The sequence below is a fragment of the Corallococcus sp. RDP092CA genome (genome assembly GCF_041903675.1).
GTDB lineage: Bacteria > Myxococcota > Myxococcia > Myxococcales > Myxococcaceae > Corallococcus.
Genome location: NZ_JAYESI010000040.1, coordinates 39360 through 59764, shown reverse-complemented (window position 1 = coordinate 59764; position 20405 = coordinate 39360). Strand labels below are relative to the sequence as shown.

The window sequence follows — 20405 nt, the reverse complement described above, 5'->3', positions numbered from 1 at the left end:
GGGCCTACTGGACGTCGAAGACCTTCCGGACAAGGCCACCGGCGCGTTCGAGCTGCAGCTCGATGCGCCGGGCGTCGCGCAGCTTCGTGAAGGCCTCCAGCGCCTTGTCGGGGCTGTCCAGGTCCAGGCCGTTGATGCGCTGGAGCACGTCCCCATTGCGCAGCCCCAGCCGCGAGAAGAACGACTCGTCGCGGAGGGAGAAGAGCTTGAAGCCCACGGGGCGGCCGTCCTTGAAGGCGGGGACCACCCGGGCCTGCATCGACAGCTCGGGCAGGTGCGTGAGCGCTTCGGCGACGTCCTCGCGGGGCACGGCGTAGGTGTCCGGGCCCGTCTCGCGGATGCCTCGGCCCAGGTCGGAACCTCCTGGCTGCGCGGCCCCCGGATGGGCGCTCACCGCGACAGGCGGGGCGGTCCCCAAGCCGTCGATGTACTCGAGCCGCCCGTCCACCAGCAGCAGGACCCGCTCCCGCTCGATCGCGAAGACGCGGGCGCCCTGGATGACGTCGCTGATCATCAGGCTGCGCGCGCTGCCGGCGGGAAGCTCATGGATGGAGGCCATGGACCACCGGGGATCCTGCGCCACCAGGGTGCCCAGCAACCGGAGCGCCAGCGTGCTCCGGCGGAGGTCCGGCGGCGGCTCCGGAGGTAACGCCACGCTGGCGACGGACGAGAGCCCCGTCAGCCGGGCCTGCCGCGTCCCATCCAGCGCCAGCGCGGGCGGAGCGCTCGACGGCCCCGGGGCCGCGGCCCCACCGTCCCGGAGGCCAGGCATCACGAGCTGCGCGAGCACCTGATTCAGAGTCAACGCGACCGTCAGGGCACACGAAAAGACGAGCAGGACGAACAGGCCCTGCGCGGACCTCTGCTGCATGACATGGCTCACGGAAGAGGCCTCCCTGTTTGGAACAGGGAGGCCTTGAGCAAGCCAGGGGCCAGAGGCCGCCCCAGAGGGCGCAGCCGTGGCGCTCGCGCCGTCCCTGGACCTCGTGTCAGGGAGCGCGGCGCAAGCAATGACAACCCGTCATGACACGGTGTCCGTCATTCCTCAGTGGCTGTAATAGAACGACGAACCCCAGATGTAGGCGGTCCGGCTGGCGGGCGCCGTGCCCACGAGGCAGTGCGCGCCGTCATAGCCACCGATGGGACAGTTGGGGGTCGGCGTGATGTAGAGGTTGTTGGCGTACTTGAACGGCGTCGAGCCCCAGGGCAGCGGCATGACGTAGCAGTTGGCCCCGTCGAACGTCGACGGCGCGGGGCACGCGTTGCCAGGGCCGGGCGTCAGGTAGAGGTTCCCGGACCAGATGAAGTAGCTGGTGCTCCAGGAGGGGTAGGGGAGGATGTAGCAGTTCGCGGTGTCCCACGAGGACGGCGCGGGGCACGTCGTGCCGGGGAGCGCGTTGACGTAGTACGCGTTGTTGTAGATGAACGCCGTCAGCCCGGCGGGCACGTCCATCACGCGGCAGTTCGCCCCGTCCCAGCTCGCGGTGATGGGCGCGCCCGTGTGCGACGTGACGGTCGGCGCGCACGGGTTGTAGGAGCCGTAGGGCGTGGCTTCGGCGAAGTATTCGTGCGAGTCCGCGTTCTTGATGGCCTTGTCCGGCTTCGTCGCGGCCAGGTTCTGCGACGCGCTGTGCCCGTACTCGATGTCGCGGGTGCTGGCGGTCCACCAGAAGTGGCTGATTTCGTGGATCAGCGTCCCGGCCTTGGAGTCACCGCCCGTCATCGGAGCGGTCCAGAACGCCTTGCAGAGATGGACCTTGTAGTTCTCCCAGGGAATCACGTAGGCATATGCGCTCTTGTTGCAGTTGCAGTAGAACTTGATGTCTTCGTCATCGATGGCGTTCCGGATCTTCCGGAAGTGCTCCCGGACGGTGCTGTAGCGCGAGCTGTCATTGGCGCCAAACCACGTGGTGTAGCGGGAGGTGACGTTCCCCGCCACCAGGTAGTCATACGAGTCATCCGCGTAGTTCAAGGCATGCTGCCGCGCGGCGATGATGTCGTTCTTCTCGGAGTCGCTGCACTTCTTGAACTTCTCGTTGTTGCCGCTGACGCTCTTGGTCTCGCCTTCCAGGTCGTCCGGGTTGGGACGCGGCTCCCGGCCCTCGATGTCCAGGGTGAGGACATTGGAGACAGCGAGGGGCTTGTCGGACTGGGGCGTGAAGATCTCCGTCTTGTACTGGATGGAGTAGGTCCCGGAGACCGCCAGGTCGTAGTTGTCCCAGAGGGACGCGACGCCGGAGACGCTCTCTCCCGGCTTCAGCGTCAGGTAGTCGCTGTCCGTGGGCGCCGCGCGCTTGTAGAGCCGGCCCATGTACTCGACGGGCTTCTCTCCCAGCGACACGGTGAGGATGTCCGCCTCGATGCCCTCGAGGACCGGCGTGTGGTAGCCGAGGATCCGCACCGGACTGCCCGACACGTTGGTGAACGTGACCGTGACGTCCACGGGCGTGTCCGCCGGAAACCGCGTCACCTTGGACGTGAGCTTGATTTCAAGCGCTTCCCTGGCGTTCGCGTGGAATGGAGTCGCGACGAGCGCGGCCACGATGAGACAAATCCATTTCATCCAGCTACTCCCTGCGTGGGTTCAGTGCTTGGGCAGGGTGCAACAACCTGGATGTGTTTATCAATGTGACAAATGCGTCGTGAGGAGCGCGGATCTGTAACCGGATGCGCTACAGCCGCGCGGCTACTTGAAGATCTTCGACAGGAACCACACGACCGCGGACTCCGCGGCGCTGTTGTTCAGGTGCCGGGCGCGGCGGCCATACGTCTCACTGGGCTGGGCCTTGGTCAGCTCGTCCGTGTACGGCGCGGAGCCCTCCGGCGCGCAGCTCCCGCAGTACAGCCGCTCCTCCCAGACGAACCCGTAGCGCACGTCCAGCCGCCGGCCGCACGTCGTGCAGGACGGCACGTCCCCCACGCGCACCTTGGGCAGAAGGCTCAGGCTCCGCTTGGGGTCGTACTCGTGCTCGAAGTCCGCGGCGGGGGGCGGCGGCTCCGGCGCCGAGGCCTTCTGGAGCCGGGCCAACTCCTCCGCGTCCAGGGCCACGCCCCGGCACTTCCCGCAGACATCGACCGCCACGTCCCGCAGCTCCACCATGGGCAGCGGCGCGTTGCCGCACGTGGGGCAGGTGGGCGCCTGACGCCCGCAGGACGGACAGCCCGGGACGTACTGGAGCGAGGCCTCACAGCCCTTGCATCGCCCCGGCTTGCCCTTCGCCTGCTCGAACACGGCCTTCAGCGTCGGAGCGCCGACGACCTTCGCCAGCATCTCCTCCTCGAACCAGGCGGCCCCGCAGGCCCCGCACTCGTCGCGCACCAGCCCCCGGGAGTAGGCGCTGCGCATCGTCGTCTGGCAGAAGGGGCACGCCTGCATGGCGTCCGCCAGCCTACCGGGTCCTTCCCGGAAACGGGATGCCGGCCGGCCGCCTTTTTCCGCGAGCGTCAGCCCGCGCGGCGGCGCTTCTCCTTCTTCGGCTTGGGCTCCGACGTCTTCGGGGCGGCCGCGGGGTCGCGCAGCTCCTCCGGGACGGGGAGGGCGGTCTGGGAGGGACGCGTGGGCGGCACGGGCGTGCCCTCCGGCAGCGCGCCTTCCGTCGCCTCGACGGGCAGCGCCGGCAGGCGGATGATGAACGTGGTGCCTTCGCCCATCTTGCTCTGCACGCTGATGCTGCCGCCGTGGTTCTTCACGATGCGCTGGCAGATGGCGAGCCCCAGGCCCGTGCCCTTCTGCTTCGTCGTGAAGAAGGGCACGAAGATGTGCGGCTGCTGGTCCGCCGGGATGCCGGGGCCGGTGTCGGAGACGCGCACCTCCACGAACTCGCCACCCGCGCTGCGCAGGTCGCCGAAGCGCTCCGGCTTCTCCGTGCGCACCGTGATGCGGCCCGGCTGCGGCCCCAGCGCCTGCACCGCGTTCTGCACCAGGTTGATCAGCACCTGCTTGAGCTGCTCCGCGTCGCCCTCCGTGCGCGGCAGGCGCAGATCCAGCTCCACCGCCAGCTCCGCGGAGGCGGGCATGTCGTTCTGGATGAGCCGCATCGTGCGCGTCACCACCTCGTTGAGGTCGGTGGGCCCGAAGTTCTGCTTCAGCGGGCGGGAGTAGTCCAGGAACGCCGTCACCACGCCGTTGAGGCGGTTGACCTCCTCCACGATGACGTCCAGGAACTCGCCCTCCTCGCCCGGCAGCCGCTTGGGGTCCAGGCACTGCGCCGCGCCCTTGATGGCTCCCAGCGGGTTGCGGATCTCGTGCGCCAGGCCCGCCGCCATCTCCCCCAGCGCGGCGAGGCGGTCGCGCTCGCGGATCTTCTCGTACAGCTTGGAGTTCTCCAGCACCGTCGCCATCCGCTCGGAGACCTCCAGGATGAGCGCGATCTCGTCCGACGCGTAGGCCTCCGGCACCCGCTCGTCCCACAGGTTCAGGAAGCCGATGACGCGGTCGTTGCCCATCAGCGGCACGCTGATGCCGGCCTTCATCTGGAGCAGCGCGGCGCGCGTGTCGTTGAGCCGCTTCAGCTCGTCGCGGAAGCGCTTGCCCTCCACCGCCTGCACCCGCATCACGGAGATGCGCCGCTCGATGTTCTCCAGCAGCACCGCCTTCTGCCCGCTGGCCACCGCGAAGAGCACGCCGCGCGCGGCGGCCGTGTCCAGGAGCGGCACCGGCGGGGGGCCGCGCGAGTCCAGCAGCCGGTACCCCGGCCGGTCCTCCGCCATCAGGTACACCGACGCGTGCGTGACGCGCCCCGTCTCGTGCAGCGCGTCCAGCACCACGCGCGCCAGCTCTGAGATCTCGATGACGGACGCCATCCGCACGCGCAGGGCGCCCAGCGTGCCCAGGAGCGCGAAGCGCTCGCGGAAGAAGATGCGCACCACCATCTCCTCCACCTTGGTGCGCAGCGGATCCAACAGGATGAGGATGACGAACGCGGCCACCACCGTGTTGAAGACGAACAGCGACGTGTTCTCGTCCACCCACGCGGTCAGCACGGTGAACACCGAGGCGAGGATGATCGCCAGCACCGTCTGCGAGGCGATCTTTCCGAGCAGCTCGTGCAGGTCCATCAGCCGCAGCCGCAACAGCGTCTGCGCGAGGAAGAACAGGTAGAGCGTCGCGAAGACGGGCCCCAGCGTGGGGAACGGGATGTCGTTGCGCGACAGGAAGTCCAGCCCGTTGAACAGCACCGCCGCGCCCGCGCCAATGGCCAGGTACGCCAGCCGGAACTGCTCGATGCGCGACTCCGTCGTGCGCACCCGGTGCACCAGCAGGGACACCGAAGTGAACAGCGTGCCCAGCACCCAGGCGCCCATCGCCACCCGCGCCCATGCCTTGTCCGCCAGGGGCGTAACGGCGACGGTCAGCCCCAGGACGCCCGACAGGAGGGCGAGCCGCCGGCCGACCTGGTGGGCCCCCTTGCTGACCCCCAGGAACTCGAGGAAGAAGGCGACCGCCGCCCCGGGCACCAGGGAGACGACGAGCACCGTGGCCCCGAGCGCGATGCGGGACACCCAGGGGTAGTCCTGCGGGGGGAAGATGCTGTGGAAGAAGAGGCTGAGGTAGTACCCGGCGACCGTCAGGGTGAAGACGGAGTACAGCGTGAGGACCCGGGGGCGTCCGGGCCGCAACAACATGGACACGCCCAGCGCCAGGCCGATGATGGAAGCGAGCAGTGCGCTTTGAGTGCGGATATCCATGTGCAGGCGGACAGTCTAACCTCTGTTCGGGGCTGGAAATTTTCCAACCATCCCCAGTTGTCCTCGGGCGTGCCCGAGCGCATCACCCAGGGTCCTCGAGGCCCCCGCGAATGAAAGTGTCCCTCCAGCATCTCGCCCTCCTCGCCTCCGCGGCGCTGCTGTCCGCGCAGGCTCCCGCTCCCGCTGACCCCAGCTCCGCCCCGGCGGCGCGGGCCGCCCCGGCTCAGGCCCCGGCGGCCTCCGCCACCGGCGACACGGATGAGGCCCCCGCCGTGCGCACGGACAGCGCGCCGTCGGAGGCGCAGCTGACGCCGCCGCCGGACGCGGACAAGGTGCCGTTGCCGGTGGGCTACGTGCAGGTGTTCAACCCGGCCTTCCCGGGGCTCGTGCCGCCCACGCCTGTGGTGCACCGCGGGCGCCGCTACGGGCTGGAGGACCTGACGCCGTACTTCGCGGACGGCAAGAAGCGCGACGCGAAGGACGCGTTCGACAAGGGCCAGTACACGCGGGCGCGCGCGCTGCTGGAGGGCGAAGGGAGCAGCCCGCCGGTGCGCTACCTGCGCGCGCTGTCCGCGGTGCGGGCCGGGGACGACAAGGCGGCGGCGACGGAGATGGCGGCGCTGGCCAACGACTACCCGGCGCTGAAGGACCGCTGCCTCACGCACGCGGGCGTGGCGCTGGAGTCCCAGGGCCGGCTGGACGAGGCGGCGGAGAGCTTCCAGCAGGTGCCGGAGGGCTCGCGCATGTACGTGGACGCGCGCCTGGGCCTGGCGCGCGTGCTGCGCAAGAAGAAGGACTACGACGGCGCCATGGCGGCGCTGGCGCCGCTCACCCAGCGCGCCATGACGGGCTGGGGCCGCAACGTGGGCGCGGAGGCGCTCATCGCCACGGCGGACCTGGCGGTGGAGAAGAAGGACAAGGCCGCGGAGAAGGCCGCGCTGTGGAGGCTGTGGGCGGCCCAGCCGCTGTCGCCCATCGTCAAGCAGGTGGAGAAGCGCCTCAAGGGGCAGCCGCCGCCGGTGGAGGCCCGGGTGGGCCGCGCGGAGGCGCTCATCGAGGCGCACCGCAACAAGCAGGGCATGGCCATCCTGGAGCCGATGCTCAAGACGCTGAAGCTGCCGGACGCGCTCGCGTGCCGCGCGCACTTCGCGTTCGGCAAGGGGCAGCGCAAGGAGCGCCAGCACACGGCCGCCATCCAGGTGCTCACGCCGGTGGTGGAGCAGTGCAAGGACCGCGACCTGCTGGCCCGCGCGCTGTACGTGCTGGGCTCGTCGCGCTCCATCGTGGATCAGCAGCGCGGCACGGACACCTACGAGCGGCTGGCGAAGGAGTTCCCGGACCACTCGTTCGCGGACGACGCGCTCTTCTACGCGGCGGACCTGTACGTGAAGACGAACCGCCCCAAGGAGGCCATGGCGCGCCTGGATGAGGTGGCGCGGCTGTACCCCAAGGGCGACTTCCTGGGCGAGGCGCTCTTCAAGGCCTTCTGGGTGGCGCGCACGTCCAAGGCGGAGGACGGGGGCTTCTCCTTCCTGGACCGCATCGAGGAGCAGTTCGCCAACGCGGACGAGTCCTACGACGTGGAGCGCGCGCGCTACTGGCGGGCGCGCACGCTGGAGGAGCGCGGCGACCTCCAGGGCGCCGTGGAGCTGATGGAGAAGCTCGCGGTGGAGCACCCGGCCACGTACTACGGCCTGATGGCGCGCACGAAGCTGGGCGAGCTGGAGCCGAAGCGGCTGGAGGCCGTGGCGTCCTCCATCTTCGACGTGCCGGAGGCGGCCAGCCCCTGGCCGATGTTCGCGGGCCCCATGGGGGAGGATCCCCACTTCCGCGCGGGCGTGGAGCTGCTGCGGCTGGGCTTCGCGGACTCGGTGTCGTCGGAGCTGATGCTGGTGAACCGCGCCAACCAGCCGCCGGAGTCCATGCGGCTGTTGGTCATGGTGCTGGCGCAGTCCGGCGACGCGCGGTCGGCGCATGCCATCGCGCGGCTCGCGCTGCGCAAGGACCTGAGCGGGCGCATCACCGCGCAGACGCGGCCGGTGTGGGAGGTGGCCTATCCCAACGCGTTCCGCGACCTGATCGAGAAGCACACCGCGCCCGCGGGCGTGGAGCCGGACCTGCTCCAGGCGCTGATGCGCGAGGAGAGCGCGTTGGACCCCAAGGCCCTGTCCTGGGCCGGCGCCATGGGGCTCACGCAGCTCATGCCGTCCACGGCGAAGGGCGTGGCGCGCGACCTCAAGGTGAAGAAGTTCACCGTGGACGCGCTGCTCCAGCCGGAGCTGAACATCCGCTTCGGCGCGCACTACCTGGGCGGGCTGATCAAGCAGTTCAAGGGCCACACCCCGTACGCCGTGGGCAGCTACAACGCGGGCTCCGGCGCGGTGAACCGCTGGCGCGCCGCCAACCCGGACCTGCCGCTGGACGCGTGGGTGGAGGAGATCCCCATCGCGGAGACGCGCGGCTACATCAAGCGCGTGCTGCGCTCGTACAACACCTACCAGCTCCTCTACGGCCGCGCGCCCAAGGTGCCGGTGATGCCCAGCGCGTCGCGTTAGTGTGTAATCCTGGCTGAAGCCTGAATTCGTGCATTCTTTGTGGAGGGGGAGGGGCGGGCCGTGATTACGTCGGTCGCATGCTCCCCCTCCCAACCCGAGCCGCTCCCCTCGTCGTCGCGGTGTTCACCCTGGTGGCGCTGTGCCCGCCGGCGGAGGCCGAGGCGCAGGCCTGGTCGCTGACGAACGCGCAGCGGCAGGCGTTCCTGCGCTACTACGCGCCGGTCATCTTCAAGCGCGCGAACGCGAACGACAACAAGCACGGCTACGACTGGCTGACGAACTTCGACTTCGACCAGGACGGGGACTTCTCCAACAACAAGCTGCACTGGAAGCAGATCAACCAGTATGTGGATGCGTCGCGCGCGGGGCCGAGCGCCTTCGACAGGTGGCGCATCCGGCCGACGCTGTACACGTCGCTGATTGAGTACATGGACGGGGGGAAGAACCTGGTCCTCGTGTATCACCTGTACCACGCGCTGGATAAGAACGCGGCGGGCCACTGGCAGCTGCACGACTGGGAGCGCGTGGAGCTGCAGGTGCGCAACGTGGTGGGCGACCCGGGCAGCGGGGAGTCCGTGGCGTTCGCGGTGGTGACACAGCACAAGCGCAACGTGGTGCGCCGCGCGGGCAGCAGCGATCTCCAGTTCATGCAGACGGGCACGGGCAGCCACCTGCTCATCTGGCAGGCCGAGTGGTCCGACAAGCTGCTGGCGCCGCACGGTCAGGAGCTGCGCTTCGTGTCGGATCCGTACGCGTTCTTCGCGGGCCGGATGGCGTCGGGCGGGAAGGCGGAGGCGGACGTGAACAACGACGACGGGCGCAAGAAGCTGCACTTCGTCTTCGTGCCGGAGGACGACGGCGCGGCGGTGGCCGCGTTCAACGCGCGGCCGGTGCGGTACGCCACGGCGGACGCGCTGGCCAGCCGCTATGACAACGGGGACTCCGCCAGCTGGCCCGCGGTGAAGCGCGTCACCTACGAGTTGCAGGACATGGCGGACATCCTCCCGACGCACTGGGAGTTCGGCGGCTATGCGACGCACTGGCTGGCGGAGTCGTCGCAGTTCTTCTACCTGGAGAGCCCGGTGGTGAACGAGGCGGGGCAGGCGGAGGTGAGCCCGGGGATGCAGCGCTTCTTCTCGAAGACGCGCGACGTCGAGGGACAGGACGACCGCGAGGGCTACCCGTCGAAGAAGTGGTTCTTCGGCACGTTCGAGCTGAACGACAAGGCGTCGGACACGGGCGGCGGCGGCTCCAGCGAGTTCCACGACAAGTCCTGGGCCGGCACGGTGGTGGACTCGCGGGGGCAGACGCGCATGAGCGCGAGCGGCTACCCGGCGTCCGCGAACGCGTACTGGTGGCAGCACGACTACTTCGTGCACTCGGGGGTGACGGACGACAAGGACGGGCAGGAGCAGGGCTTCTGGTTGCAGGGTGGGTGGTACTTGCCCCAGAACGGCGGGTTTGACGGACACTGGGTGCAGCTCTTCGACGATCGTCCGGGCAAGGAGTCTGGCGAGGACTGAATTGGTCCTGATTGCCGGGTGGGAGCAGAGCGAGAAGCGGCGCTCATGCCCGCTTGTTCATGATTGCGGGAAGCGGCTCGGGGATGGGGTTGGACTGATAGGCTGGAGCGACGTCGTCCAACCCCCTCGTTTGCGTGACGGAGACACGCCATGAGCCAGCCCAGCGCCCCCGGCCCCCAACAGATAGACCTCAACCGCACCGCCGTCGAAATCGCCCCCGAGACCTTCTGGGTGGGGAAGCGCGAGTCCGGCGGCATCTTCTTCGCCAACCCGTACCTGCGCCGCTTTCGAGGCACGGACACCCGGACGAAGAAGCCGGCTGAGTTCAACCTCCTCATCGACCCCGGCTCGAGCAGCGACTTCTCCACCATCCACACGAAGGTGGTGTCGCTGATTGGGGGGATGGACCGCCTGTCGGCGCTGTTCATCAACCACCAGGATCCGGACGTGGGCTCGTCCGCGAACATCATCTCGGCGCGCTACTCGCCGCGCGCGAGCATCCTGTGCTCCGAGGACACCTGGCGGCTCATCGTCCACTTCAACCTGCCGCGAAACCGCTTCATCCCGACGGAGAAGTTCTCTGCTGGGTTGAACGTGCCCACGGGGCACAAGCTGTTGCCGGTGCCGTCGCCGTTCTGCCACTTCCGGGGCGCGGTGATGCTCTATGACCCGCAGACGCGGGTGCTCTTCACGGGCGACCTCTTCGGCGGCCTCACGGACAGCAAGGCGCAGGGGCTCTGGGCGGACGAGTCCGACTGGACCGGCATCCGGGCGTTCCACCAGATCTACATGCCGGTGAACTCGGCGCTGGTGCGCGCGGTGGCGGCCATCCGGAAGCTGACGCCCGCGGTGGAGATGATCGCCCCGCAGCACGGCCGCGTCATCCGGGGCAAGCTGGTGCAGCAGTTCCTGGAGCGCATGGAGCGGCTACAGGTGGGCCTGGACATCATCGACGAGGCGCAGGACCGCACGCACCTGCAGGCCTGGAACGCGGTGGTGGACCGGGTGCTGAACCTGGCGCGCGGCTACCTGGGCGACTCGGTGGAGGCGAAGCTCAGCGCGAGCGACCCGCTGTCGGACACGGCGAAGTTCAACGGCAAGCGGCTGGAGGTGAGCCGCCTGGGCAAGTGGACGCTGGAGCACGTGGTGGAGGTGCTCTGCCAGGGCGAGCCCTCGGAGATCTCCGGCCCCATCATGGTGGAGGCCACCCTCGCCGCGGCGGAGTACAACCTGCCCACGCCGCACCTGGACCTCGAAGGCGCGGGTGCGCCGGCGCCGGTCTCGCTGCTGGAGCCGTAGGAGAGGGGAGTGAGGGGTGCAACCCAAGGATCCCGACAGCGGAGGCCTGGCCTACCTGGGCCCGGAGGCATTGCGCGGGAGGGCCCCGGCCGATGACGGGCTGGGGCCCACGCTGCCGCAGGTGCGCACGCCGGTGTCTCCGGGCGGCACGTTGCTCCAGGGGGCGGTGACGCCCCGGCCTCCCGCGCGTTCGCACCAGGGGCTGGTCCCGGGGCAGGTGGTGGCGGGGCGCTACCAGGTGGAGAAGTGGCTGGGCGTGGGCGGGACGTCGGCGGTGTATCAGGCGCTGGATTTGAAACAGCTCCAGCGCGTGGCGCTCAAGGTGCTGGCGGTGCCGCACGCGGACGAGGCGATGGTGACGCGCTTCCGCCAGGAGGTGGAGCACGCCCGGGCGCTGGAGCACGTGAACATCCTGCATGTGTTCGACGTGGGCTCGGATGGGGACAGGCATTACCTGACGGTGGAGCTGCTGGAGGGGAAGGACCTGCGGCAGGTGATGCAGGAGGGGCGCCCCACGCTGGCCAATGCCTTGCGGTGGCTGACGCACGCCACGGTGGCATTGGAGCATGCGCATGCGCACGGGGTGCTGCACCGGGACGTGAAGCCAGGGAACCTGTTCATCACGCGCACGGGCGTGCTGAAGCTGATGGACTTCGGGCTCGCCAAGAGCGCGCATGTGATGGGCAACACGGCCCAGGGCGCGACGCTGGGGACGCCGGAGTACATGGCGCCGGAGCAGGTGACCGGGACGCAGGTCTCCCCGGCCACGGACCTGTATGCGCTGGGCGTGGTGGCCTATGAGCTGCTGACGGGGCAGCTGCCGTTCCGGCATGCGCAGCCGGTGCCGCTGATGCTGATGCACGTGCAGGAGACGGCCGTGCCTCCACGGAGGCTGCGGCCGGAGCTGCCGGAGGCCTTCGAGCAGGTCGTGCTCCGGTTGATGCAGAAGCGGCCGGAGGCGCGGTACGCGAGCGCCACGGTGCTTCGCGTTGAACTGGCGAAGCTGTGGCGGCTGGTGCTCCAGCACGGACGCGCGTTATAGCGGGCTCCTTCCGCCGGGGGGCCCGCCATGTCTGTCCGCTTCAACCACGCCATCGTTCACGCGAAGGACCAGGTGGCGTCCGCGCGCTTCCTGGCGGAGCTGCTCGGACTGCCGGAGCCGAAGCCCTTCGGGCACTTCCATGCGGTGAAGCTGTCGGATGGGGCGACGCTCGACTACATGACGACGAAGGACGCCATCTCCCCCCAGCACTACGCGTTCCTGGTGTCGGAGGAGGTCTTCGATTCGCTGATCGCGAAGCTCCGGGAGCGGAAGCTCCAGCACTGGGCGGATCCGTTCGGCCATCAAGAGAACCAGATCAACACCCATGACGGGGGCCGTGGGGTCTACTTCCAGGACCCCAGCGGCCACTACATGGAGGCCATCACCGTGCCCTACGGCGGGTGGTGATGGCTCTCCGCACGGCGGGGGCAGTCCACCTCGTCGATTTAGCAAGACGCGCAACGCAGCTGGCATTGCTCCGTCAACGCCATCAGCAGCGCTGACGGGGGATGACTCTCCGAGCGTGTGAATACCCGAGGGGGAGAGGCTTCTCGCGGGGCGCCGACAAGGCAGGTGCGGTCCGCATAGACTCCCGGGGCATGGGCGCTGCATCGAACTCCGCGGAGGGCAAGAACGCACTGCTGCGTGGCCTCCCTTCCATCGAGCAACTCCTGCGACGGCCGTCGCTGGAGTCCCGGCTCGCGAACCTTCCCCATGCCCGCGCGGTCGCGGCCCTGCGGCTCGCGGTCGAACGCGTCCGAGCCCGGCTCCTCGCCGGGGACTCGCGACCCTTCGAGGACGCGGACGTGGAGGCGGCGCTCGCATCCCTCGCCACGCCGAACCTGCGGCCGGTGATCAACGCCACCGGCGTCGTGCTCCACACGAACCTCGGCCGCGCACCGCTGGCTCCCGAAGCCGTGGAGCGCGTCGCCGCCGTGGCCCGGGGCTACTCCAACCTGGAATACGACCTGGACGAAGGCGAACGCGGCAGCCGCTACGCGCCGCTCATCGGCCTCTTGCGCACGCTCACCGGCGCGGAGGACGCCATCGTCGTCAACAACTGCGCGGGCGCCGTGCTGCTCGTGCTCGCCGCGCTCGCTTCCGGCCGCGAGTGCGTCGTGTCCCGCGGCGAGCTGGTGGAGATTGGCGGCGGCTTCCGCGTCCCGGACGTCATGCGCCAGTCCGGCGCGAAGCTCGTCGAGGTGGGCACCACCAACCGCACCCGCCGCGCGGACTACGCCCAAGCGCTGGGCCCGGACACGGGCCTCATCGTGAAGGTCCACCGCTCCAACTTCGCGCTCGTCGGCTTCACCGAAGAGGCGTCCCTCGCGGAGCTCACCGAGCTGGGACGCTCCCGTGACGTGCCCGTGTTCCAGGACCTGGGCTCCGGTGCGCTCGTGCCCCTGTCCGGCCCGGGCCTCCCTTCGGAGCCCACCGTGGGCCAGGCCATCCGGGACGGCGCGGACGTCGTCGCGTTCTCCGGCGACAAGCTGCTCGGCGGCCCCCAGGCGGGCGTCGTCGTCGGCCGCGCGGACCTGCTCCAGCGCGTCAAGTCCCACCCGCTCACACGTGCGCTGCGTGTCGACAAGATGACGGTCGCGGCCCTGGAGGCGACGCTGGAGCTTTACCGGGACGGCCGCCTGGACGCGGTCCCCACGCAAAGCCTGCTCACCCAGCAGCCCGTATTGTTACAGGCTCGTGCCGAACGCCTGGCAGGTCTGCTGGCGGCATGCGGCGTCGGGTGCCGGGTCGTGTCCATGGATGGACAGGTGGGAGGAGGTGCCATGCCGCTGGCCAAGTTGCCTTCCTTCGCTTGCAGCCTCACCGTAGGAGCGCCGAAACTATTCCTGGATCGCCTGCGCGAAGGCGAAGTGCCGGTTATTGGCAGGATCGCGGACGACGAGGTGGTTCTCGACGTCCGGTGTCTCTCAGAGGAGGACCTGGGGCAGGTCGCGCAGGCCGTGGCGACCGCCCGTTTGGGAAGCCATCCATGATCAACAGCGCCGTGCTCGTCTTAAACCGGTACTACCAACCGGTTCACGTGACGTCGGTCAAACGGGCTTTCTCCCTGCTGTATCAGGGCGTCGCCAAAGCCATCGATGAGGAGTACCGGCTGTATGAGTTCCAGGACTGGGCCGCCCTGAGCGCCACCCAGGACAGCATCACCACCATCGACCGCACCATCCGCATCCCGCGCGTCCTCGTGCTCGGCGCGTATGATCACCTGCCGCGCGCCAAGGTGCGCTTCTCGCGCCTCAACATCTACGCGCGCGACAACGACACCTGCCAGTACTGCGCGAGGCAGCTGCCCCGCACCGAGCTCAACCTGGACCACGTCAACCCGCGCACCCAGGGCGGCAAGACGACCTGGGAGAACGTCGTGTGCTCCTGCGTGCCCTGCAACCTGAAGAAGGGCGGACGCACGCCGGAGCAGGCCGGGATGCGGCTGCTCAAGAAGCCCGTGCGCCCGCGCTGGACGCCGCTGTTCCGCGGCGCCATCCGCAAGGTCACCTACCGGGAGTGGCTGCCGTTCCTGCACCTCGCGGACGTGTCGTACTGGAACGTCGAGCTGCTCGACGAATAGCAGCGGACGGCCCCCCGGCCGCCTGCTCTCCGGGCCTCCGGGCGCCGGGGCGCGGGCCTTGGGGGCTCCAGTGGCTGGCTGTGAAATGGCGGGGTGTCGACTCGGGCGGTAGGACGGGCTTTGATGCAAGCCTCCGTGAAGCCCGCCTCCCTGCCTTCAGCCGCACCCGCCTCGCTTGCTGGCGCTTCGCCGCGCGCGGGAAATGACGTGTCGTCTCCGGGGCCCGCGGGCCTGACGCGGCGCTCGCGCTCGCGGCGGATCATCGCGGTGGGCGGCGGCAAGGGCGGCATCGGCAAGTCCATGGTGTCCGCGAACCTGGGCGTGGCGCTCGCGCAGGCGGGCCAGAAGGTGCTGCTCGTGGACGCGGACCTGGGCGGCGCCAACCTGCACACCTGCCTGGGCGTGGGCCCCCCGGAGGCCACGCTGTCGGACTTCCTGCGGCGCGGGAAGGTGAACCTCGAAGAGGTGATGGTCGCCACCGGCGTGCCCGGGCTGTCGCTGATCGCCGGCGCGCAGGACTCGCTGGACGCGGCGAACCTCAAGTACGCGCAGAAGCAGAAGCTGCTGCGCACGCTGCTGTCGCAGACGACGGCGGACTACCTCATCCTGGACCTGGGCGCGGGCACCAGCTTCAACACGCTCGACTTCTTCCTCATCGCGGACCACGGCCTGCTCGTCGTGCTGCCGGAGCCCACGTCCGTGGAGAACGCGTACCGCTTCGTCAAGGCGGCCTTCTTCCGCAAGCTCCAGCAGACGGAGTCGCGCTACGGCATCCAGGACCTCGTCGAGGGCGCGCTGTCCACCCGCGAGGGCGGCCTGCGGACGCTGCACGACGTCGTCGCCCAGGTGCGGCGCAAGGCCCCGTCCGACGCGGAGCGGCTGGAGCGCGAGCTGGCGGCGTTCCACGTGCGGCTCGTCGTGAACCAGGCGCGCACGGACGCGGACGAGAAGGTCGGCGCCGCGATGGTGTCCGCGTGGAGGAAGTTCTTCGGCATCGACATGGATGACCTGGGGGCCCTGCGCCACGACGACGAGGCGTGGCGCGCGGTGCGCAAGCGCAAGCCGGTGCTCATCGAGCGGCCCGACTCGCCCGTGTCCCAGGGACTCCAGCGCATCGCCGCGCGCATCCTCACGCTCGACGGCCTTTCCCCCGAGCCCGCCACGCCATGAAGCCCTTCGCGCAGCAGACCTACTACGAGCTCCTGGAGGTGCCGCCCACGGCGACCGACGCGGAGATCCGCGCGGCCCACCAGCGCCTGATGGAGCTGTATTCGCCGGATTCCATCGCGGTGTACGCGCTGGGCGATCCGGAGCAGGTGGCGGCGCTGCGTGAACGGATGAACGAGGCGATGGAGATGCTCACCGACGCGGACCTGCGCGTCGAGTATGACCGCTCCATCGGGCTGACCACCGAGCGGCTCGCGAAGACCGCCGCGACAGCGGAGGTGGTGGACAAGGTGGATTCGGCCACGCGGGTCGCGGAGGCCCTGGCCACCGCCGCGGCGGCGCTGGCCAAGGCCGCGGGTGCGGTAGATGCTGAGAGGGTGGAGGCGGAGTCGCGACTGAAGGCCGCGGCGTCCGTGAACGACAATGAAGGAGAGGCGCCGCGAGCGAGCGGGACGCCTGGAAAGAGCGAGGAGCGGATGCGGGGCGAGGAGTCGAAGCGGCAGGAGGCCTCGGGGAAGGACATGTCAGGGGTGGCCTCCGAGCCGGTGATGGTGGGAGGCGTGGCGGTGGTGGAGGCCTTCCGTGCCTCATTCACCCAGAGCCTGTCATTCGTCTACGTCCCCGCGAGTCCGCTGCGCGTGCAGGGCAGGGGCGCAGGAGAAGCGCAGGCCCCCGCCGTGGACGCGAAGCCCGCCAGCTCCGAGAGCGCGAAGCCCGCGCCGAAGGCCGTGGACGCCGCGCCCCCCGCGGAAGCCCTGCCGTCGGCCGAAGCCGCGTCCGTCCGCGCCGCCCCGGCGCCCGTCGAACCTCCGGTCGAGTCCCCGCGGGCCGCCGCCCCGACGTCGTCGGACAGCGTGAAGAACGAGACCGGCTCCGCACCCGCGGGTTCCACGGCGGCACCCAGCGGAGCCGCCTCCGCGAGCGCCGCCTCCGACGGTGCGGTGGCCACAGAAGGCGCCTCGACCGCGAGCGCCGCCCCGGACCGGGCGGTGGCACCCAGCGGATCCGCTTCCACGAACGCAGCCCCGGACCGGGCGGTGGCACCCAGCGGATCCGCTTCCACGAACGCAGCCCCGGACCGTGCGGTGGCACCCGGCGGATCCACTTCGGTGTCCGAGAGCGCCTCGTCGATCCCGGCCGTGGCCACGGCTCCTTCCGCGCCGGAGCGCGTGGAGGCCCCCCTGGCCCCTGTTGCCTCCGGGGCAACAGCGCCCCCGGCGCCCCGGCCCGCGCCCGACGCCCCGGCGGTGGCCGCGACACAGGCGCCGGAGCCCGGCCCCGCGCCCGCCTCGGAATCCTCCGCCCCGCTGGCCGCGACGACCGCCCAGGGCGAGTCGGCGCCGAACCCCGCCCCGGCCCTGGACGCCAGCACGACCGCCCTGGCCCGGACCCCGGCCACCGGCGCCTCCCGCGACGCCGTGCGGCCCCTGTCGTCGGGCTCCAGCGACGCGCAGCCGACGCCCACCGGCCCCACGGGGCCGGGCGCCGTGAAGGCCCCCGCGGCCCGCAAGCTGGGGGACGCCCAGGTCCTGGCGCAGGACTCCGCCATCGCGACCGCTGAGTCCGCCCTGGCCCAGGTGGCCGCCAAGGTGCGCGAGGCCCGCCCCCGGGGACTGGACCTCCCCTCCGACGCCGAGTTCAACGGCGAACTGCTCCGCCGGGTCCGCGAGGCCCGGGGCCTCACCCTCCAGCAGCTCGCGGACCGCACCCGCATCTCCGTGCGTCACCTGGAGAACGTGGAGGCGGACCGCTACACCGCGCTGCCCACCACCGTGTACCTGCGCGGCATCCTCATGAACCTCGCCCGCGAGCTGGGGCTGGACCCCCTGCGCGTGTCCAAGAGCTACCTCGCGCTGTTCTCCGAGAAACCCGCCAGGTCGGGCCGTTGACCGGCAGTGGGCCAGGCCCCCTCCCGTGCAGCGGGAAAAGTTGACTCGCACGGGGTGGGTGCCTAAGTAGTGGCACGATGACGGAAGAGGAAAAGGTCAAGGCGATGCGACTCGCCCGCGCGATCGCCTCCGATATCTCGCTCTACAACGAGCAGAAGATCATCAAGGGCATCGAGCAGGACAACCTTTTCGAGGTCCTCAAGGAGGAACTGGAAGAGGGGCGCGCGCTCTACAAGAGCCGCGTGAGCGCGGAGATCAGCACCCAGGCGAACTTCTTCGAGCGCGCCATCAACGACATCGTCCTGCGCTCCAAGGCGCACGTGAAGTCGAAGATCTGGTAGCGCCTCCCGCCGTGGCCGCACCCGTCACGCGCGAGCACCGCGCCCTCCCCGAAGCCCGGGGCGAGCGCCTGGATGCGTACCTGGCCCGCGCGTTCCCGGACCTCACCCGGTCCCGCCTCCAGGGCCTCATCGCGGACGGCCACGTGCTGTCCGACGGCAGGCCCGCCAAGGCCGCGCAGCGCCTGCGCGGGGGCGAGCTGCTGACGCTCCGCGTCCCCGCGCCCGTCGCCGCCGTCCCCCAGGCCGAAGCCCTGCCCGTGTCCGTGCTGCACGAGGACCGCGACCTCGTCGTCGTGGACAAGGCCGCCGGCATGGTGGTGCACCCGGGCGCGGGCCACGCCTCCGGGACGCTCGTCAACGCGCTCCTGCACCGCGTGAAGGACCTGGCCGGCGTGGGCGGCGAGCTGCGCCCCGGCATCGTCCACCGCCTGGACAAGGACACCACCGGCTGCCTCGTCGTCGCCAAGCACGAGCAGGCCCTGGTGGCCCTCCAGAAGGCCTTCAAGACGCGCGAGGTCCAGAAGACGTACCTGGCCCTGGTGCACGGCGCGCCGCCCGCGGAGGGCCGCATCGAGACGCTCTACGGCCGCCACCCCATCCACCGCCAGAAGTTCACCGGCAAGGTGAAGGAGGGCAAGCCCGCCATCACCCTGTTCCGCGTGCGCGAGGCCTTCGAGGGCGCCGCGCTGGTGGAGGTGGACCTGCTCACCGGCCGCACGCACCAGATCCGCGTCCACCTGGCGGAGGCGGGCCACCCGCTGCTCTGCGACGCGCTCTACGGCGCCGGCCGCAAGGCGAAGGGCGCGGTGGTGGAGGCCCAGGAGGCGCTGGGCCGCCAGGCGCTGCACGCGTGGCGCCTGGCCTTCCAGCACCCGCGCACCCACAAGCCCCTGAACCTGGAGGCCCCCCTGCCAGAGGACTTCCAGCAGGCGCTCACCGTGCTGCGCGAGGCGAGCCTCCCCGCGGGCCCGCCCACGCAGGCGAAGCCCGCGGCGAGGAAGGCTACAGGCCGGAGACGCTGAGCTGCTGCTGGCGGCGGGAGAGGACCTTGATGGGCTGGATGGCCATCACCCGCATGAAGACGGACAAGAGCTCCGGGTCGAACTTCTGGCGCATCTCCGTCCACATCAGCATCAGCGCCACCTCCGGGCCGTAGGCGTCGCGGTAGGGGCGGCGGGAGGTGAGCGCGTCGTACGCGTCGCAGATGGCGATGATCTTCGCGTACACCCCCAGGTTCGTCTTGGGGATGATCATCTGGATGTTGCCGCGCGCGTCGCGCACCGCGGTGCCGTAGTCCGTCTTGTGCTCGAACGTCGTCACCACGCGCAGGAGCGTGGAGCGGCTGAAGCCCTTCTCCATCAGGATGTTGCGCACGCTGATGAGCGGCGCGCGGGACACCGCCGCCTTCTCGTCCGGGGTGAGCGCGCCGCGCTTGGTGGCCAGCTCCTCCGGCAGCGTCGTCATGCCCGCGTCGTGGAAGAGCGCGATGTAGCCCAGGTCGCGCAGCTGCGGCTTGGTGAGGCCCAGCTCCGCGCCGAAGACGATGCACATCAGCGCCACGTTCACCTGGTGGTAGACGAGGTAGTCCTCCTCGCGCTTCTGCGTCGTCATGCCCAGGAAGTGGGTGCGCTGGTCGAAGGAGATGTCCACGAAGTCCTGCACCAGGCGCAGCGCCCGCGACGAGCCGATGGGCTTCCCCGCGCGCACGGACTCCAGGTACTTCTGGAGGAAGAACACCGCGCGGGCGTACACGGTCATCGCGTACTTCTTGCGGTCGACCTTCTGGTCGCCCGGCGTGTCCATGTCCTTGTTCAGCCTCTCCTTCAGCTTGGAGAACTTCGCCACGCGCATGTTGAGCAGCTTGCGCCCCTGCAGGCCGTCCTCCTCGGACGTGGCGGACTGCTCCTTGCTGAAGATCCAGATGAAGTTCTTCAGCTCCTGCACCGTGACGGGCTTCGTCAGCGTGATGCCGCCCACGTCCTTGGCGCGCATCTCCGACAGGAGGTAGCGCTGGTTCTCGATGGAGTTCAGGTCCACCTTCACCAGCATGCCGTTCAGGTAGAACGAGTCCTTGACGCCCGTCAGCTCCAGCCGGCCTTCCTTGCCGACGATCTGATTGATGATGTCCTGGAGCTGGTGGAGCGGCTTCTCGAAGACCGCGTTCTCCGGGTCATACATCTTCACCGAGCGGACCAGCATGTAGAGGCCCGCGAGCATGGAGCGCGACAGGTTCTGGAGCTTCTCGTTGTGCTCGCGCCCGAACTCCCCCAGGCTCTCCTCCTGGGTCTGATTGATCTTCAGGTTGTCGGCCATGGTG

Annotated in this window: 16 protein-coding genes; 11 read left to right on the top strand and 5 right to left on the bottom strand. The window is 69.9% G+C overall.

The window, feature by feature from the left end:
• Nucleotides 1–4: 4 nt before the first annotated feature.
• From gspC to U8525_RS30525, 4 genes are all read right to left on the bottom strand, one after another.
• Nucleotides 5–871: a type II secretion system protein GspC gene (gene gspC, locus U8525_RS30540; protein ID WP_374270229.1), complete on the bottom strand. Its 867-nt coding sequence runs from the start codon at nucleotides 869–871 to the stop codon at nucleotides 5–7.
• Nucleotides 872–1045: 174 nt separating this feature from the next.
• Nucleotides 1046–2563: a M35 family metallo-endopeptidase gene (locus U8525_RS30535; RefSeq protein ID WP_374270228.1), complete on the bottom strand. Its 1518-nt coding sequence runs from the start codon at nucleotides 2561–2563 to the stop codon at nucleotides 1046–1048.
• Between the two features lie 123 nt (nucleotides 2564–2686).
• Entirely contained in the window at nucleotides 2687–3376 is a 690-nt protein-coding gene (locus U8525_RS30530; RefSeq protein ID WP_374270227.1) for a zf-TFIIB domain-containing protein, read from the bottom strand.
• Nucleotides 3377–3444: 68 nt separating this feature from the next.
• Nucleotides 3445–5688, bottom strand: coding sequence for an ATP-binding protein (locus tag U8525_RS30525; RefSeq protein WP_374270226.1), 2244 nt, complete (start codon nucleotides 5686–5688; stop codon nucleotides 3445–3447).
• 110 nt (nucleotides 5689–5798) lie between these two features.
• On the opposite strand from U8525_RS30525, the gene U8525_RS30520 reads away from it, so the two are divergent.
• The 11 genes from U8525_RS30520 to U8525_RS30470 all read left to right on the top strand — a co-directional run bounded on the left by U8525_RS30520 (nucleotide 5799) and on the right by U8525_RS30470 (nucleotide 19110).
• Entirely contained in the window at nucleotides 5799–8243 is a 2445-nt protein-coding gene (locus U8525_RS30520; RefSeq protein WP_374270225.1) for a transglycosylase SLT domain-containing protein, read from the top strand.
• A 77-nt stretch (nucleotides 8244–8320) separates the two neighbouring features.
• Nucleotides 8321–9766, top strand: a complete 1446-nt coding sequence (locus U8525_RS30515; RefSeq protein ID WP_374270224.1) for a hypothetical protein — start codon at nucleotides 8321–8323, stop codon at nucleotides 9764–9766.
• A gap of 150 nt (nucleotides 9767–9916) precedes the next feature.
• The gene (locus U8525_RS30510) at nucleotides 9917–11065 is read left to right on the top strand and encodes a hypothetical protein (protein WP_374270223.1); all 1149 of its coding nucleotides are present in this window, start codon (nucleotides 9917–9919) and stop codon (nucleotides 11063–11065) included.
• Nucleotides 11066–11081: 16 nt separating this feature from the next.
• On the top strand, nucleotides 11082–12107 hold the full coding sequence (locus U8525_RS30505) for a serine/threonine-protein kinase (RefSeq protein ID WP_374270222.1): 1026 nt from the start codon (nucleotides 11082–11084) through the stop codon (nucleotides 12105–12107).
• Nucleotides 12108–12134: 27 nt separating this feature from the next.
• Complete coding sequence (locus tag U8525_RS30500) at nucleotides 12135–12515, top strand: VOC family protein (protein ID WP_374270221.1); 381 nt, start codon at nucleotides 12135–12137, stop codon at nucleotides 12513–12515.
• 191 nt (nucleotides 12516–12706) lie between these two features.
• A complete protein-coding gene (gene selA / locus U8525_RS30495) occupies nucleotides 12707–14101 on the top strand; it encodes an L-seryl-tRNA(Sec) selenium transferase (protein WP_374270220.1) in 1395 nt (464 codons plus the stop codon).
• Nucleotides 14098–14691 carry an HNH endonuclease gene (locus U8525_RS30490; RefSeq protein WP_374270219.1) on the top strand — a complete coding sequence of 198 codons (594 nt, stop codon included), beginning with the start codon at nucleotides 14098–14100 and terminating at the stop codon, nucleotides 14689–14691. Before selA ends, U8525_RS30490 begins: the two co-directional genes overlap by 4 nt.
• A gap of 267 nt (nucleotides 14692–14958) precedes the next feature.
• Nucleotides 14959–15861, top strand: coding sequence for a P-loop NTPase (locus tag U8525_RS30485; RefSeq protein WP_374270235.1), 903 nt, complete (start codon nucleotides 14959–14961; stop codon nucleotides 15859–15861).
• The gene (locus U8525_RS30480; protein WP_374270218.1) at nucleotides 15858–17747 is read left to right on the top strand and encodes a helix-turn-helix domain-containing protein; all 1890 of its coding nucleotides are present in this window, start codon (nucleotides 15858–15860) and stop codon (nucleotides 17745–17747) included. The genes U8525_RS30485 and U8525_RS30480 overlap by 4 nt, the downstream gene beginning before the upstream one ends.
• A 77-nt stretch (nucleotides 17748–17824) precedes the next feature.
• Nucleotides 17825–18088 carry a hypothetical protein gene (locus tag U8525_RS30475; protein ID WP_120526362.1) on the top strand — a complete coding sequence of 88 codons (264 nt, stop codon included), beginning with the start codon at nucleotides 17825–17827 and terminating at the stop codon, nucleotides 18086–18088.
• An 11-nt stretch (nucleotides 18089–18099) separates the two neighbouring features.
• Nucleotides 18100–19110, top strand: coding sequence for an RluA family pseudouridine synthase (locus tag U8525_RS30470; protein ID WP_374270217.1), 1011 nt, complete (start codon nucleotides 18100–18102; stop codon nucleotides 19108–19110).
• Here U8525_RS30470 and U8525_RS30465 read toward each other — a convergent pair.
• Nucleotides 19091–20401 (bottom strand): HD-GYP domain-containing protein, encoded by a 1311-nt coding sequence (locus tag U8525_RS30465; RefSeq protein WP_374270216.1) that lies wholly within the window; start codon nucleotides 20399–20401, stop codon nucleotides 19091–19093. The genes U8525_RS30470 and U8525_RS30465 overlap by 20 nt on opposite strands.
• Nucleotides 20402–20405: the final 4 nt, after the last annotated feature.

What these genes read in the sequence shown, in the direction of transcription:
- U8525_RS30525 (WP_374270226.1), bottom strand. Translation starts at nt 5,688, where the DNA reads ATGGATATCCGCACTCAAAGCGCACTGCTCGCTTCCATCATCGGCCTG.
- U8525_RS30520 (WP_374270225.1), top strand. Translation starts at nt 5,799, where the DNA reads ATGAAAGTGTCCCTCCAGCATCTCGCCCTCCTCGCCTCCGCGGCGCTG.
- gspC (WP_374270229.1), bottom strand. Translation starts at nt 871, where the DNA reads ATGCAGCAGAGGTCCGCGCAGGGCCTGTTCGTCCTGCTCGTCTTTTCG.
- U8525_RS30465 (WP_374270216.1), bottom strand. Translation starts at nt 20,401, where the DNA reads ATGGCCGACAACCTGAAGATCAATCAGACCCAGGAGGAGAGCCTGGGG.
- U8525_RS30530 (WP_374270227.1), bottom strand. Translation starts at nt 3,376, where the DNA reads ATGCAGGCGTGCCCCTTCTGCCAGACGACGATGCGCAGCGCCTACTCC.
- U8525_RS30475 (WP_120526362.1), top strand. Translation starts at nt 17,825, where the DNA reads ATGACGGAAGAGGAAAAGGTCAAGGCGATGCGACTCGCCCGCGCGATC.
- U8525_RS30535 (WP_374270228.1), bottom strand. Translation starts at nt 2,563, where the DNA reads ATGAAATGGATTTGTCTCATCGTGGCCGCGCTCGTCGCGACTCCATTC.
- U8525_RS30515 (WP_374270224.1), top strand. Translation starts at nt 8,321, where the DNA reads ATGCTCCCCCTCCCAACCCGAGCCGCTCCCCTCGTCGTCGCGGTGTTC.
- U8525_RS30510 (WP_374270223.1), top strand. Translation starts at nt 9,917, where the DNA reads ATGAGCCAGCCCAGCGCCCCCGGCCCCCAACAGATAGACCTCAACCGC.
- U8525_RS30480 (WP_374270218.1), top strand. Translation starts at nt 15,858, where the DNA reads ATGAAGCCCTTCGCGCAGCAGACCTACTACGAGCTCCTGGAGGTGCCG.
- selA (WP_374270220.1), top strand. Translation starts at nt 12,707, where the DNA reads ATGGGCGCTGCATCGAACTCCGCGGAGGGCAAGAACGCACTGCTGCGT.
- U8525_RS30490 (WP_374270219.1), top strand. Translation starts at nt 14,098, where the DNA reads ATGATCAACAGCGCCGTGCTCGTCTTAAACCGGTACTACCAACCGGTT.
- U8525_RS30500 (WP_374270221.1), top strand. Translation starts at nt 12,135, where the DNA reads ATGTCTGTCCGCTTCAACCACGCCATCGTTCACGCGAAGGACCAGGTG.